Annotated in this window: 16 protein-coding genes and 1 other RNA gene; 6 read left to right on the top strand and 11 right to left on the bottom strand. The window is 42.6% G+C overall.

The window, feature by feature from the left end:
* Positions 1-270: 270 nt before the first annotated feature.
* Both rnpB and rsmI read right to left on the bottom strand, forming a co-directional pair.
* Positions 271-631: RNase P RNA component class A (gene rnpB / locus N483_RS03860), an RNA gene on the bottom strand.
* A gap of 43 nt (positions 632-674) precedes the next feature.
* Positions 675-1538, bottom strand: a complete 864-nt coding sequence (rsmI, locus tag N483_RS03855; protein WP_023397213.1) for a 16S rRNA (cytidine(1402)-2'-O)-methyltransferase — start codon at positions 1536-1538, stop codon at positions 675-677.
* A 62-nt stretch (positions 1539-1600) separates the two neighbouring features.
* Between rsmI and N483_RS03850 the strand changes: the two genes are divergently transcribed.
* The 4 genes from N483_RS03850 to dolP are packed head-to-tail and all read left to right on the top strand — an operon-like array spanning position 1601 to position 5049.
* Positions 1601-3472 (top strand): penicillin-binding protein activator, encoded by a 1872-nt coding sequence (locus N483_RS03850; protein WP_036974884.1) that lies wholly within the window; start codon positions 1601-1603, stop codon positions 3470-3472.
* Between the two features lie 56 nt (positions 3473-3528).
* Positions 3529-3894, top strand: a complete 366-nt coding sequence (locus tag N483_RS03845) for a YraN family protein (protein WP_023397215.1) — start codon at positions 3529-3531, stop codon at positions 3892-3894.
* Position 3895: 1 nt separating this feature from the next.
* Positions 3896-4480 (top strand): SIS domain-containing protein, encoded by a 585-nt coding sequence (locus N483_RS03840; protein WP_023397216.1) that lies wholly within the window; start codon positions 3896-3898, stop codon positions 4478-4480.
* A gap of 2 nt (positions 4481-4482) precedes the next feature.
* A complete protein-coding gene (dolP, locus tag N483_RS03835; RefSeq protein ID WP_023397217.1) occupies positions 4483-5049 on the top strand; it encodes a division/outer membrane stress-associated lipid-binding lipoprotein in 567 nt (188 codons plus the stop codon).
* A gap of 40 nt (positions 5050-5089) precedes the next feature.
* Here the strand turns inward: dolP and N483_RS03830 are convergent, their stop codons facing one another.
* The 9 genes from N483_RS03830 to zapE form a co-directional block, all read right to left on the bottom strand.
* Entirely contained in the window at positions 5090-5542 is a 453-nt protein-coding gene (locus N483_RS03830) for a ClpXP protease specificity-enhancing factor (protein ID WP_023397218.1), read from the bottom strand.
* Positions 5542-6165 carry a stringent starvation protein SspA gene (sspA, locus tag N483_RS03825; protein ID WP_023397219.1) on the bottom strand — a complete coding sequence of 208 codons (624 nt, stop codon included), beginning with the start codon at positions 6163-6165 and terminating at the stop codon, positions 5542-5544. The genes N483_RS03830 and sspA overlap by 1 nt, the downstream gene beginning before the upstream one ends.
* 98 nt (positions 6166-6263) lie before the next feature.
* Positions 6264-7001, bottom strand: a complete 738-nt coding sequence (locus N483_RS03820) for a cytochrome c1 (protein ID WP_023397220.1) — start codon at positions 6999-7001, stop codon at positions 6264-6266.
* The gene (locus N483_RS03815; RefSeq protein WP_052027326.1) at positions 6998-8221 is read right to left on the bottom strand and encodes a cytochrome b; all 1224 of its coding nucleotides are present in this window, start codon (positions 8219-8221) and stop codon (positions 6998-7000) included. Before N483_RS03815 ends, N483_RS03820 begins: the two co-directional genes overlap by 4 nt.
* 107 nt (positions 8222-8328) lie before the next feature.
* Complete coding sequence (petA, locus tag N483_RS03810; protein ID WP_023397222.1) at positions 8329-8919, bottom strand: ubiquinol-cytochrome c reductase iron-sulfur subunit; 591 nt, start codon at positions 8917-8919, stop codon at positions 8329-8331.
* Positions 8920-9361: 442 nt separating this feature from the next.
* Positions 9362-9667: a hypothetical protein gene (locus N483_RS03805; protein ID WP_023397223.1), complete on the bottom strand. Its 306-nt coding sequence runs from the start codon at positions 9665-9667 to the stop codon at positions 9362-9364.
* A 254-nt stretch (positions 9668-9921) separates the two neighbouring features.
* A complete protein-coding gene (rpsI, locus tag N483_RS03800) occupies positions 9922-10314 on the bottom strand; it encodes a 30S ribosomal protein S9 (RefSeq protein ID WP_145925054.1) in 393 nt (130 codons plus the stop codon).
* Positions 10315-10322: 8 nt separating this feature from the next.
* Complete coding sequence (rplM, locus tag N483_RS03795; RefSeq protein ID WP_023397225.1) at positions 10323-10751, bottom strand: 50S ribosomal protein L13; 429 nt, start codon at positions 10749-10751, stop codon at positions 10323-10325.
* Between the two features lie 222 nt (positions 10752-10973).
* A complete protein-coding gene (gene zapE, locus N483_RS03790; protein WP_036974892.1) occupies positions 10974-12062 on the bottom strand; it encodes a cell division protein ZapE in 1089 nt (362 codons plus the stop codon).
* Between the two features lie 138 nt (positions 12063-12200).
* Between zapE and N483_RS03785 the strand changes: the two genes are divergently transcribed.
* Both N483_RS03785 and N483_RS03780 read left to right on the top strand, forming a co-directional pair.
* Positions 12201-12656, top strand: coding sequence for a ZapG family protein (locus N483_RS03785; RefSeq protein ID WP_023397227.1), 456 nt, complete (start codon positions 12201-12203; stop codon positions 12654-12656).
* A gap of 175 nt (positions 12657-12831) precedes the next feature.
* Positions 12832-14184, top strand: a complete 1353-nt coding sequence (locus N483_RS03780) for a DegQ family serine endoprotease (protein WP_023397228.1) — start codon at positions 12832-12834, stop codon at positions 14182-14184.
* Positions 14185-14371: the final 187 nt, after the last annotated feature.

Here is a 14371-nt window from a genome sequence, read left to right as displayed (position 1 = left end):
CGGCAAGTCTACGATTTAAAAATGACTTTTTTATTTCAGGAACATGTCAACTAAGTTACGCTTTTATTCCTATATTATTGTATTTATGGAAATTATATAAAACATAGGCAATTATTAACTCTGCTTGCCTGTGTAATATGAAAAGGGGAGCTTATTTAAAAGTGCGTAAAATTGCATGCCGAGGTATACGTGAGCTTTGATAGCTAGATAGAGTATAGTAAGTTCGTAAGGTAAGTTCTGATCGCCCAAAACAATGGGCGATCAGTTAAAAATGTGAGTTGGCCTATAAGCCGGGTTCTGTCCCTCTTGCGAGGTGATAATCATTCGTCTAGGCCTAAAATCGCTCTTAGGCTCAAGCAACCTACCCGGTTCCGATGTGGGCCACACCATAAGGAACCCTATTTGGTCTTGCTCCGGGTGGAGTTTACCTTGCAACCAACTGTTACCAGTGGTCCGGTGCGCTCTTACCGCACCCTTTCACCCTTACCAACCGAAGTTGGCGGTCTTCTCTCTGCTGCACTTGTCGTGGGCTTTCACCCCCCAGCCGTTAGCTGGCACCCTGCCCTGTGGAGCCCGGACTTTCCTCCCCTTGATCATTTTCGTCACAAGCAGCGATTATCCGGCCAACTCGGCGCGTATTATACCCTTTTCTAGGCTAAATCACAGCGATTTTTCTAGGATTCTTCTCTTTGAGCAATGATGGCTTTATACAGTGCATTTTTCTTTAATCCGAAGTACTCTGCTGCAACTCCACATGCCTTCTTAAGCGGCATCTCGCTCTCTAAAAGTGTGATTAATTTCTGTGCTTCAGGTGTGATTGCTGCCGTTTCTTTCCCTTTTCCAGGCAAAATTAACACCAGCTCACCTCGTTGGCGCTCCGGCTCATCAGTCAAAAACTCTATCAACTCACACACAGGACCACTAAAAAACGTCTCGTACGTTTTAGTCAACTCCTTCGCAAACACCACCTGCTGTTGTTCCCCCAGCGCGGTAGCTAAATCTCCTAAACTGGCCATAATGCGATGAGTGCTTTCGTACATAATGCTGGTGATCCCCGAATCAAACGCATCTTTAAAAAACTGTTGTCTTGCCTGACTTTTTGCTGGGGTAAAACCGACAAATTGAAATTTGTCGGTCGGCAACCCGGAACAACTGACAGCGGCAATCGCAGCACACGCGCCAGGCACGGGTGTAACTTTTGCGCCGACATCTCTACACAGATTGACCACAGCATAGCCAGGATCACTGATTAAAGGAGTGCCTGCATCAGACACCAAAGCGATATCTTTTCCTTCGTTCAACCAGTCTACGATTTGTTGCGCTTTTTGTTTTTCATTATGATCATGCAAAGCAAAGGTTTTTGCTTTAATATTAAAGTGGCTCAATAGTTTGCCAGTGTGGCGCGTATCTTCTGCTGCGATCAGATCTACTTCAGCCAAGGTTTTCAGCGCGCGTTCACTAATATCGTCTAAATTGCCAATAGGTGTTGCGACGATGTAAAGGGTGCCTATTTTGTCTAAGGTTTCGGCTTTTGTCATTGAGCTCTCCAAGATCAGTCAGTAAGATATTCACATACAAGGTGATGAGTGAAGGTATACGCGTGCAACTGAAAAAATTAAGTCTAATAGTGGCTATATTGTCCGGGTTATCAGCGTGTGGTACAACCCCCAAAAACCAACAACCTGTAAGTAACCCGCAATCTCAGGTCCAAAAAGCCCAGCCACAGGAAAATCTAAATGCAAATGCATTGTATACCCTTGCTCTATCCAAACAAGGCGCTAGCAGAATACAGTTACTCTACAGTGCTAGAGAAGCAGCTATCAGCGAACAAAACTGGCCGGTGCTAGAGCAGGTATGTTTTGAACTAGAGACTAAAGCAAGTGTCGATCATGTGCAAAACAAGCTATACATCGCCTTTGCGCAAAAAGAACAAGGAAAATATGAGAGTGCCCACACCATATTACAAACCGTCAATGCACAGCTAAAGCTTGCAGAGCATAGAGGATGGCACCAGTATCTGACAGGCAGTATTTTTGCCTCCCAAAAATTACCCAAAAAGGCGCTCGTTCACTACTTTAAGAGCGCAGATATCGCGCAACAAAATAAACTCACCATCGCAGGACTAGACAAAGATATTTGGTCCGCTTTACAACAGCTATCTTCCTATGCGCTCGAGCGCTTTGACCGCGGTTCAGTCATTCAACAGGGGTGGGTCAAACTTGCAAAGTATCACCAAGTCTATTTAGGCTCAACCGTGCAACTGCACCAAGCCATGAATAATTGGCAAAGGCGCTATAAAAATCACCCGGGCAGTTTCATTATTCCCAGTGAAGTCAAATCGACCATCAACTTGGCGCCCTACCAAGCAACTAAGCTAGCAATTTTATTACCACAATCAGGTAGTAGCGAGCGTTTAGGTGCCGCGTTGAAAAATGGTTTCTTAGCTGCGATGGATAAAAGCCAAGTAAATGAAATTTACTTTATTGATGAAATGGACAGCGCAGAGCTGATTGAGAGAGAACTACAAAAAGTTCAAGCAGATTTCATCATAGGGCCACTTTTAAAATCCAATATAGTCAAAGTTAAATCCAGCAGTTTTGTCGCTCAATCTGCTGCTATTTTTTTGAATGAAATAGACCCAGAAGATGCCGAGCGCATCCATACTGAACACTATTATTTTGCTCTTAACCCTGAGCATGAAGTAGAACAAGCAATGGTACACTTTTTAGCAAAAGGTTTTCAAAAGCCTATGCTGCTCGCACCGAATACACCATCTGGCCAACGTCTCATTGCTCACTTTAATTCACAGTGGCAAAACTTCAGTAAAACAGAGCCTGAGGCTGGGTTTTACAACAACAGTGAAGACATGGTCGAGGTGATCACTGGGTTGCTTGAGGTGGATAGCTCAAAAGCTAGGATCAAAGAAGTTAAAAGCTTATTTCGTAGTGAAGTGGAAAGTGAAACACGCTCTAGGCGAGACATAGACGCGATTTATATTTTAGGCGACGCAATTGAAACCCGTTTGATCAAACCGTACCTGGATGTCAATGTCAGTACCTTTGCGGAGCGGATCCCGCTCTACGCCAGTTCTCGAAGTTACAGCAAACAAATCGACAAAACAGACAAAGGTGATTTAGAAGGGTTATATTTTACCGAGCTTCCTTGGATGCTTCCCGATGCCATCAACGAACGAAATTTACGTGATACCTATGCCCGCTTGTGGCCTGAACAAGCAGATATTGAGCAGCGGCTGTTTGCGATGGCACATGATGCACTCAATCTCATTCCGGAACTTAAGCAGTTAAGCAAAATTCCAGGCAAAGAATTCGATGGTTTAACGGGCTCTTTGAGCATAAAAGAAGCCAATCAAATACACAGAAAATTAAGTTGGGGACAATACCATAAAAATAGTATTCGCCTCGTGAGTTTAGATGAACGCCTGCCGACTCCTCTTTTTATGCAAAAAGAATAAAGTATGGTTCTGGGGCACCCTAAGCTGCTAGGAGCAATCAATTAAGGACAGATGAAATGCTAAAAGGAATTTTTACTAATACACGAGAGAAAGGTCTTTACTTTGAAACTATTGCAGAGCGTTACTTAAAAAAACACGGCCTAACACCAGTTTCACGTAATTACTTGTGTAGACATGGAGAAATTGATTTAATCATGAAAGATGCCCAAACTTGGGTATTTGTGGAAGTTAAATACCGCAAAAGTCTCAAATATGGCGGTGCACTCAATACACTTTCACAACAAAAACAACAGCGTCTAAGGCGCAGTATCTACCAATATATGCAAGATTTTACCTTGCATAATGTTGCGCTGCGCGTAGACTTTGTTGCAATACAGGGGAACACCCCACATGCGATACAATGGATAAAGAACGTTTTTTAATATGCAAGAATCTATCAAAGCCATCTTTACCGAAAGCATTCAAGCGCAAATAGCGGCGGGAGAGGCACTTCCAGAACAACTAGAAACGGCTGCATACGTCATTTCTCAGACCTTAATTAATGGCAATAAATTGATCTGCTGTGGTGAGCCTAGCAGCCACATGCTTGCTGAGCATTTTGCCAGCTTATTGATTAACTTTTATGAAACTGAGCGCCCATGTTTACCTGCATTGACATTGAGTCAATCCAACATCAATTTGAGTAGCCAACACACTAATACTCTCACGGAGCTGTATGCTCGTCAGATCAGGGCTGTAGCTCAAGAAGGAGATTTACTTTTCGCTGTTGCGCTCAATGGTAATGAAAAAGAAGTTATCAGTGCAGTCGAATCTGCTTTGACCAAAGACTTAAAGGTCATTGCATTGACGGGCAATGACGGTGGCGAACTAACAGGATTATTGGGACCTAATGACGTAGAAATTAGAGTCCCTAGTAAACGACCTAGTCGAATTTTAGAGTCTCACATGTTTACAGTACATTGCCTAAGCCAGCTCATCGACAACATTTTATTCCCACAGGATGCCTAATTATGATGTTAAGAACCATCTTGTTAATCTCGATACTGTCTTTGCTTCAAGGGTGTGCAGCCGCTGTTGTTGCAGGAACAGCCAGCGCCGTATCGGCAGCCAATGACAGGCGCACAATTGGCTCCCAAATCGACGACAATAGCATTGAAATTAAAGCGACCATCGCACTCAAGAAAATTCAAAGGCTAGCAAAACATGCCAACATTAATGTAGTAAGTGTAAACGGAACTGTATTGCTAACGGGGCAAGTTGCCAATGTAGAAATGCGTACCGAAGCAAACAAGGCAGTACAGTCTGTTATTGGTGTAAAGAAATTATTCAATCAGATCCGTATTGGCAGCAATATCGGCCTTGCTACAAAAGGACACGATACTTGGCTGACGTCAAAAGTAAAAACACAACTCCTTGCTGATGACAATGTCAATGGGAGTAATATCAAAGTTGTTACTGAAAATGCTGAAGTCTTTCTAATGGGAATGGTCGCTCCCGCAGAAGCCGAAAAGGCCGTTGAGATTGCACGGAATATCCACGGAGTTGAAAAGGTTATTAAAGCATTCGAATATTTATAAGTGATCAGATATAAAAAAACCTGCTATTGCAGGTTTTTTTCTATTTAATAACGCGCAAATGCGCGCCTTTTTTAGGCTTGTCTGTACCTGAAGGTTTCTCTTCAGTGTCCTCAGACTGTATTTCAACTTCCTGCTCTACGTCATCAGCAGAGTCATACGCTTGTTCTTCGTAATCCTCTTCAATACTTGCCTCAGAGAAAATAGTCCCTTCACCATTTTCTCTCGCGTAGATAGCCAGAACCGCCTCAACAGGTACATATACCTGCATAGGCTGGCCAGAAAAACGCGCACTGAAGCTCAGTGCGTCGTTATCCATTGAGAAGTTGTTTGCCGCGCTAGGGCTCACGTTAAGTACAATTTGTCCATCTTGTACAAATTGGACTGGCACTTGAACATGAGGATAGTTGGCATTGACTACTATATGTGGAGTGCACTGATTGTCCACTATCCACTCATAGAACGCCCTTAGTAAATAAGGTCGATTTGATGTCATTAGCTGCGGATCTCGCGCTCAATATCAGTCAGAGACGCCTGGAAAGACTCACGTTCGAATAAACGAAGCATGTAATCTTTCAATTCACTTGCGCCACTGCCGTTAAGTTCAATACCCAATTGAGGCAAACGCCATAGTAATGGTGCCATAAAGCAGTCTACCAAGCTAAACTCTTCACTCATAAAGTAAGGTGCTTCGCCAAAGATAGGTGCCACAGCAAGCAGAGCTTCAGTTAACTCTTTACGCGCGTTATCAGCATCGTTTCCTGATAGAATTTTATCAGCAAGGCTGTACCAATCATTTTCGATACGGTGCATCATTAAGCGGCTGCGACCACGCATAACTGGATATACTGGCATCAACGGTGGATGCGGGAAACGCTCATCCAAATATTCCATAATGATATTTGCTTGATACAAGCCAAGTTCACGATCGATCAGCGTCGGAACAGTACCATATGGGTTAATTTCGTGTAGCGCTTCTGGCAAGTTATCCTTTTCAGCCAGATGAATATCAACACTTACACCTTTTTCTGCTAAAACGATACGAACCTGATGGCTATACATACAGTTTGCACCAGAAAAAAGAGTCATAACTGGGCGCTTATTGGCAGCTACGGCCATGCCTACCTCCATAAATTAATCACAAAGTAATCAAATCACTTTAAACAGCAATAGGGGCATATGCCCCTATTACCTATAATCACCATTGAGTGTTCAAATTAATGAACGTCTCTCCAGTACTCTTTCTTCAATAAGAAAGCTAAGATGAAGAAGATTACCAAGAATCCAAGCACTTTGATACCTATTGCTTCTGATTCTAATCGAGAAGGCTCACCCACATACGCTAAAAAGTTAGTGAGATCCCTTGCTGCTTGATCGTATTCATCATCACTCATCTCACCGGAGCCGTCAGTTTCGACACCCACAATTTTGGTTACAGTCTCACCATTTTCAACGACATCTTCTGTAATTGCCGTTGGTAAGCCCTGTAGTTCTTGTAGAACGTGAGGCATTCCCACCAGTGGAAATACAACATTATTCACACCAAAAGGACGAGACTCATCTTTATAAAACGACTTTAAGTAGGTATAAATGTAATTTGGTGATTTAACTCGAGATATCAAGGTTAAATCTGGCGGTGCCGCACCAAACCATTTGGCAGCATCATCCTGAGACATTGAGTTAAGGATGTGCGAACCTACTTTAGAGTCATCAAAAATTAATGTCTCTTTACCTATTTCAACAGGGATACCAATATCACGAAAGGTGCGTTCATAACGTTGATATTGCATCTGGTGACAACCTAAACAGTAATTCATAAATAGTTTAGCGCCACGCTGCAAAGATGCATTGTCCCTCAAATCAATATTAGCGTCCATAAGCGGAACTGATGGACCTGCTGCCATTGCGAAGGTTGGCAACAATGCGAACAAACCGATTAATAGCTTTTTCATCATTTCGTCAACCTCGTCGGTAGTGGCTTTGTCGCTTCATTCTTTGAATAGAAATATAACAATACAAAGAACATGAAATACGTCACAGTACAAATTTGCGACAAGATTGTAGAAAATACCGTCTGTGGTGTAGCACCAGCCCAACCTAAAATTAAGAAGGTCACTACAAACTGTGCGATATTTAACTTATGCCAAATACTGCGATAACGAATGGAGCGCACCTTACCTCTATCTAGCCATGGCAATAATGCCAGCATAACAATTGAGGCGCCCATCGCCACTACGCCAAATAGTTTATCAGGAATAGCACGTAAAATCGCATAGAAAGGCGTAAAATACCAAACAGGGAAGATATGTTCTGGTGTTTTAAGTGGGTTTGCCGCTTCAAAGTTTGGCGCTTCTAAGAAGAAACCATTCATTTCAGGCATGAAAAACACGACCCAACAGAACAAAATAAGGAAACCAGCAACGCCCAAGACGTCCTTTACAGTGTAATAAGGATGGAATGGAATGGCATCTACAATGTCTTTTTTACTCGTGTAGTATTCATGGAATTCAAACTTAGGCTTGTCCTCTTCAGCCACTGAGCCTTTTTTACGTTTGATCTCAATACCGTCAGGGTTGTTAGAGCCCACTTCATGTAGCGCTACAATATGTAGGAACACAAGAATAACTAATACTAAAGGTAAGGCAATTACATGCAATGCAAAGAAACGGTTTAGGGTCGCGCCGGAGATAACATAATCACCTCGGATCCAAAGAGTTAGATCTTCGCCGACAAACGGGATCGCACCAAATAACGAAATAATTACCTGTGCCCCCCAAAATGACATCTGACCCCAAGGCAATAAATAACCCATGAAGGCTTCAGCCATTAGCGCGAGAAATATCAGCATGCCAAAGAGCCATAACAATTCTCTTGGCTTCTGATAAGAGCCGTAGATCATGCCACGGAACATATGCAAGTATACGACGACAAAAAATGCAGAAGCACCAGTGGAGTGGAGGTACCTCAACAACCAACCGTATTCAACATCTCGCATGATGTATTCAACTGAAGCAAATGCGCCCTCTGCAGAAGGCACAAAGTTCATTGTTAACCAAATTCCTGTCACAATTTGATTAACCAAAACCAAAATCGCTAAGGAACCAAATAAATACCAAAAATTGAAATTTTTCGGAGCTGGGTATTGCGCAATGTGCATATTCCACACACGCGTCATAGGAATGCGATCGTTGATCCAGCCTACTACAGAGCTGACAACACCATCGCTAGATTGCTTGCTCGGCGCATCTGTAGCCGGGCTTTGTTCTTCATATTTAGTTGCCATTATGCCACCTCCTCTTCTTCGCCCACAAGAATTGTGGTGTCATCAAGGAAGGTGTACGGTGGTACTTCCAAGTTCAATGGTGCGGGAACATTTTGGAAAACACGTCCAGCCATATCGAATTTAGAACCATGGCATGGGCAGAAAAAGCCATCAGCCGTACCTTCCACTTTCTCGCCGAACCCACCATTCATAAACGTTGGAGAACAACCCAAGTGGGTACAGATCCCAACCGCAACAAAAATTTCCTCTCGCTTTGAGCGGTAGCTGTTTTTTGCCGAGTCCAACTGTTGTGCCTCGTTGGAGTTGGGGTCACGAAGTTGATCTTCGTGTTGTTTCATTTGTTCTAGCATTTTTGGTGTACGATAAATAACCCATACAGGTTTCCCTCGCCACTCAACACGAATTAGTTGTCCAGGCTCAAGTTTGCTTATGTCCACTTCTACAGGAGCCCCTGCAGATTTAGCACGCTCACTTGGATTCCAAGACGCAATAAAAGGAACAGCAGCTCCAACCGCACCAACACCACCTACGACAGAGGTAGCGATAGTTAAAAAACGGCGTCGGCTGTTGTCAACAGGCGCATTGCTCATCCACTTATCTCCACTATGATCCTCAACACTTGCTATATTGAGAACATCAGTTACAGCAGGTTAATTTTAAGATATTTCAAAATAGACGCGATCATTAGTAAAAACCATTTATTTAACAAGGTTATTACTATTCTAATGATGACCATATAAAGTGCTAAACGCTTCAATAAACAGCCAAGACTAGAAACGACAGGTTATGATATGACGTCTTTCGCAATGATTCCCTGACCAAGATCAACCTCTTTTCAAATGAATGAAAAATTAATCAGATGATATCGCGATATAATTTACTTGCCCTGCAAGTGTAGCAGAGAAATGGCGATAAATTGGTCAGCCGAAAAATAACATTTAGGCTTTTTAGAAAGTTTAAAATAGTACGGAAGGTATTTTTAGAGGACATACAAAGCGGCATAAACCGCTTTGCTTTTATGTTTAAATATCACTATTGAATTAAAAAATAGCCATTCAATTTACGATAGTGCTCCCAGCCAGCTGAACAGCTCGTTACATCACGATCTCGCCAATATAATGCAACCTCTTTTCCCGATGCATATGCAGTCAATGCCATGGATAATGAAGTTTGATCGTCGGGTAATAAGATCCAGCGAGTGTTTGTGTTGTCTAAATAAATCGCCGCTTGATTCTTATCTGTCCACTTCACTAGTTTAATAATTTTACCCTTACAGGTCACCTCTGCTTGAACTGCAAATGTGGAAATGAGAATAAAGATACTAATAAGGTATTTCATGACTAATCCTTTCATTTTTATTGTTGTTTTTAAAATATAAAACCACAATATTCGCCTGTAGTTTGCTTCAATGAAACTTTTCAAATCGAAGGAACCCAACAAATTGTGGCTGTTCACCTGTCGTTTCAATCACCCCCTCGGTGAATGAAAAGCGGCTAATCGCAATTGTACCAATAGTTTAAACATCACAATAGTACTTAAAACAAAAAACCCAGCACAAGGCTGGGTTTTTGCAAATTCTGAAACGTAATAAATTAACGTTTTGAGAACTGTGTCTTCTTACGTGCTTTCTTAAGACCAACTTTCTTACGTTCAACGCGACGAGCGTCACGAGTAACGAAGCCAGCTTTACGTAGAGTAGGACGTAGTGACTCGTCAAACTCCATAAGTGCACGAGTGATACCGTGGCGGATTGCGCCAGCTTGACCAGTCATACCACCACCTGCAACAGTGATGTAAAGGTCAAACTTCTCAGTTAGTTCAACTAGCTCTAGTGGCTGACGAACAACCATGCGAGAAGTTTCACGACCGAAGTATTCTTCGATAGAACGTTGATTAATTACGATGTTGCCAGTGCCTGGGCGTAAGAATACGCGAGCACTTGAACTTTTACGACGACCTGTACCGTAGTATTGATTTGCCATGATAGTGCTCCTTAAATGTCTAGAACCTGAGGCTGTTGTGCCGCATGGTTGTGCTCGTTACCAGCGTAAACTTTAAGTTTACGGAACATTTCACGACCTAGAGGACCGCGAGGTAACATGCCTTTAACTGCTTTTTCGATGATCATTTCAGGCTTTTTAGCTTGAAGTTTTTCGAAGTTAACAGACTTAAGACCACCTGGGTAACCAGAGTGAGCGTAGTACATTTTCTGCTGTGCTTTGTTACCAGTTACAGTAACTTTCTCAGCGTTGATAACGATGATGTAATCACCAGTGTCAACATGTGGAGTGTACTCAGCCTTGTGCTTACCGCGAAGGCGAGCAGCGATTTCAGTAGCAATACGACCTAAAGTTTTACCTTCAGCGTCAACTACGTACCAGTCACGTTTTACAGTTTCTGGTTTAGCAACAAACGTTTTCATTTATAAAATCCAAAGTTTTCAGTTAAAACCACTGGTAGTCAAAGGACTACCGCTCTACTAATGGTGCTTCAACCCCTTCGAGTTTAAGACTTTTTTGCCGCTCAAGTCGGTGGCTAAGCCGACGAGGGCTATAGAACGCAACGTGGCAGGCCGCGGATTATAGCAAGGGTAACTTGGAAAAACCAGCGTGTGGCTGATTTTTCCACTAGAAATGTTATTTAATTAAGCTAAGTGTTCTCGTGACAGGTATTCGAGGGATTGCATTTCTTGTAAGCGACTGATACAACGTCTGAATTCAAAGTTTAATGTACCTTGCGTATAAATGTCATCAATGGGTGCCTCTGAAGAAATGATCAGGGTCACATTGCGCTCGTAAAACTCATCGACCAAGGCAATAAAACGCCGTGCAGCATCATCATTAGACTGCCCCATTTGCTTTACATTCGATAAGATAACCGTGTTATACAAACGGCTAATCTCCATATAATCTACCTGCGAACGAGCCGTTTCACATAACTGCGTAAAATCAAACATAGCGATGCAATCTGATACCTTACGCGTTTTAATCATACGCCCTTCAATTTCGATTTCAGAATCAAACACGCCAGGTTCTGGTGACAACTTATCAAAGTACTCAAATAAATTGTCATCGGCTTGTGCATCAAGCGGACTATGAAAAATTTCTGCGGACTCCAACGTACGTAATCGATAGTCTATACCAGAATCCACATTGACAATTTCTGTATTGGCTTTAACAAGTGCTATAGCAGGTAAAAATCGCGCTCGCTGCAAACCGTTACGATACAGCTCATCAGGCACAATATTGGACGTCGCAACAAGGACAATTCCGCGTTCAAACAACGCCTCCATCAAGCCACCTAATAACATCGCATCGGTAATATCTTGGACAAAGAACTCATCGAAGCAAATGATGTCCGTCTCTGACTTAAATATGTCGGCAACAACGTTGAGTGGGTTTTTTACCTCTTTGAGCTTTTTTAATTCATCGTGAACACGATGCATAAAACGGTGAAAATGCACGCGCATTTTTCTGTCACCGGGTAAAGCTTCATAGAATGTGTCAACCAAATACGTTTTACCTCGGCCTACCCCTCCCCAAAAATAGAGTCCTTTTACGGGCTCCATTTGTTTTTTACCAAAAAGCTTAGCAAAGAAGCCTTTTGGCTCAGGCGGTTGAGATATCAAATCGTCATATAAACGCTGCAAATGCTTTACCGCATTCTCTTGCGCACTGTCGTACTGAAAGTCATCTCTTGTAAGATCTTGTTGATACTTTTCCCACGGCGTCATCATATTTTTTATTAAACAGAGCAGTTTTATTTGCCCAATATATTAACACGCATCCAATCTCAGCGTATATTTAACCTATCGATAGATAGCATTTTAGTAAAAGTAATTAGGTGATACTCACCTTACACAGGAGTAAATATGACAACAATTGCATGGTTGGGCTTATTGATCATCGTGGCGATCAGTGCATTTTTCTTAGGTTCACTCTTTACCAAAAAGCAGTTCAAACATGAAGAATTAGAACAGCAAGCGCAGCAAGCTGAGCAAAACTTGGAACAATATAGGCAGGACGTCGCAGACCACTTAGCAAATACTAAAAAGCTAGTTGGCAAAATGCAGGACAATTACAGCCAACTGCTTCAGCACGTAGAAGACACCAACCAGCTTTTACTTGAAGAAAAACGCAGTCACTCAAGTGAGCCGTTTTTCTCTAAAGAGACCACTGAACAACTTCAAGCATCATTGCGCGCAAGACCTGAAAAAAGGCGTAATAGTGAGTCAACTCATCACCAACAACCGGTTGATTATGCCGAAGGAGAAAGCGGTTTATTTAACGATGATCGCGCAAAAAGCGAGCAATTAAAAACTTCTTGATGAACTTTTTTTCAGCCTCATAGTCTTTAGAAATAACCACCGAATAACAGAGCGGGTATTATCCGCTCTTTAATTCTGACTCACATCATACCGCTTAAAGGGCATTCTAAGCGGCTGCTTAATAAGCAGTAAAAGTGATGTGTTTAACGCTGTTATTTAGGAGAATTTCCAGACTATGAAATTAAAATTAACTTTATTATCCGCAGCGCTTTTCTCTTCCAGCTTACTTTTGCTTCCACATAGCGCAGAAGCTAGGCTACCTGTTGCGGTCGATGGCCAACAACTGCCGACGCTAGCGCCGATGTTAGAGCGTGTAACACCAGGCGTCGTGAGTATCCAAGTTTCAGGCGCTAAAGAAGTACGCCGCCGTGTTGACCCATTTGATTTCTTCTTCGGCAACCCAGCTCCACGAACACAAAAACGTCCTTTTAGCGGTTTAGGTTCAGGGGTGATCATAGATGCCGGAGAAGGCTATGTTGTCACCAATAACCATGTGATAGACGAAGCCGACAATATCATTGTTACACTCAAAGATGGCCGCGAATTTAAGGCCAAATTAATTGGTGCTGACAAAGAATCTGACATTGCACTGCTTCAGATTGATAACGAAGATCTTACAGAAGTAAAGCTCGCTGATTCAGATAAACTCCGTGTTGGTGATTTTTCAGTTGCCATCGGTAACCCATTTGGCTTGAGCCACACAGTGACATCAGGTATCGTCAGTGCACTTGGCCGCAGTGGCCTGAATATCGAAGGTTATGAAGACTTTATTCAAACTGATGCAGCAATCAATCAAGGGAATTCAGGCGGCGCATTAGTCAACTTAAAAGGTGAGCTAATTGGTATTAACACCGCAATTCTGGGCGCTTCAGGCGGTAATGTTGGGATAGGCTTTGCAATCCCGTCCAACATGATGAAAAACTTAGTCGACCAAATCATCGAGTATGGCCAAGTCCGACGTGGCTCCCTTGGTATTGTCGGCCGCACACTCAATGCTGGTCTTGCTGAAGCCCAAGGATTTGATGTCAAACAAGGTGTTTATATTCAAGAAGTCACCCCTGATTCAGCAGCCGCTGAAGCTGGAGTTAAAGCAAATGATGTGATTACCAGTATCGACGGCGATAAAGTAGAAAGTATTGAAGAGCTGCGCGGAAAAATCGCCACCCTTGGAGAAGGCCGTGAAATTGAAGTCGGCATTTACCGTGATGGTAAAAAACGTACCTTAGATGTTAAATTACAAGGCCAAAATGAACGACAAGCTCAGGCTGACCGGATCCATCCAAGCTTACGAGGTGCGGTCCTTGAAAGTAATGAGCGCAATGGCAATCAAGGTATTGTAGTTGTCAGTATTGATGAGCGTTCGCCAGCAGCTCGAGTCGGACTGCAAGAAGGCGATGTGATAATGCAGGTTAACCGCCAACGAGTAACTACTGTCAGAGAAATGAAGAGTCTGATTGACGATATTCAAGGCAACATTGTACTTGGCATTAAACGCGGAAGAGATTCTGTTTTCTACCTAATTCAGTAAAGAGTTACAAAAAACAGCTAGAATTGCGCAGTGGCTCTTGCCGCTGCGTTGTTTTGTGTCATGATAGCTTTATCACAAAATAAAATACGTATAACAATAAACCGTGCTTCAATTTATTAGATTTATTCTCGCCCCCGCTTTGATAGGGCTCGGTATTGCTCTTTTGATCCTCTGGTTAAAACCTGAG

The sequence above is a fragment of the Pseudoalteromonas luteoviolacea NCIMB 1944 genome (genome assembly GCF_001625565.1).
GTDB classification, from domain to species: Bacteria; Pseudomonadota; Gammaproteobacteria; order Enterobacterales; family Alteromonadaceae; genus Pseudoalteromonas; species Pseudoalteromonas luteoviolacea_F.
Note: the sequence above shows the minus strand (reverse complement) of the source record. Positions and strands in the feature narration are given on the sequence as shown.

Coding starts and splice junctions, on each gene's coding strand:
- rsmI (WP_023397213.1), bottom strand. CDS start 1,538: ATGACAAAAGCCGAAACCTTAGACAAAATAGGCACCCTTTACATCGTC.
- N483_RS03845 (WP_023397215.1), top strand. CDS start 3,529: ATGCTAAAAGGAATTTTTACTAATACACGAGAGAAAGGTCTTTACTTT.
- N483_RS03840 (WP_023397216.1), top strand. CDS start 3,896: ATGCAAGAATCTATCAAAGCCATCTTTACCGAAAGCATTCAAGCGCAA.
- dolP (WP_023397217.1), top strand. CDS start 4,483: ATGATGTTAAGAACCATCTTGTTAATCTCGATACTGTCTTTGCTTCAA.
- N483_RS03830 (WP_023397218.1), bottom strand. CDS start 5,542: ATGACATCAAATCGACCTTATTTACTAAGGGCGTTCTATGAGTGGATA.
- sspA (WP_023397219.1), bottom strand. CDS start 6,165: ATGGCCGTAGCTGCCAATAAGCGCCCAGTTATGACTCTTTTTTCTGGT.
- N483_RS03820 (WP_023397220.1), bottom strand. CDS start 7,001: ATGATGAAAAAGCTATTAATCGGTTTGTTCGCATTGTTGCCAACCTTC.
- N483_RS03815 (WP_052027326.1), bottom strand. CDS start 8,221: ATGACGCGTGTGTGGAATATGCACATTGCGCAATACCCAGCTCCGAAA.
- petA (WP_023397222.1), bottom strand. CDS start 8,919: ATGAGCAATGCGCCTGTTGACAACAGCCGACGCCGTTTTTTAACTATC.
- N483_RS03805 (WP_023397223.1), bottom strand. CDS start 9,667: ATGAAATACCTTATTAGTATCTTTATTCTCATTTCCACATTTGCAGTT.
- rplM (WP_023397225.1), bottom strand. CDS start 10,751: ATGAAAACGTTTGTTGCTAAACCAGAAACTGTAAAACGTGACTGGTAC.
- zapE (WP_036974892.1), bottom strand. CDS start 12,062: ATGACGCCGTGGGAAAAGTATCAACAAGATCTTACAAGAGATGACTTT.
- N483_RS03785 (WP_023397227.1), top strand. CDS start 12,201: ATGACAACAATTGCATGGTTGGGCTTATTGATCATCGTGGCGATCAGT.
- N483_RS03780 (WP_023397228.1), top strand. CDS start 12,832: ATGAAATTAAAATTAACTTTATTATCCGCAGCGCTTTTCTCTTCCAGC.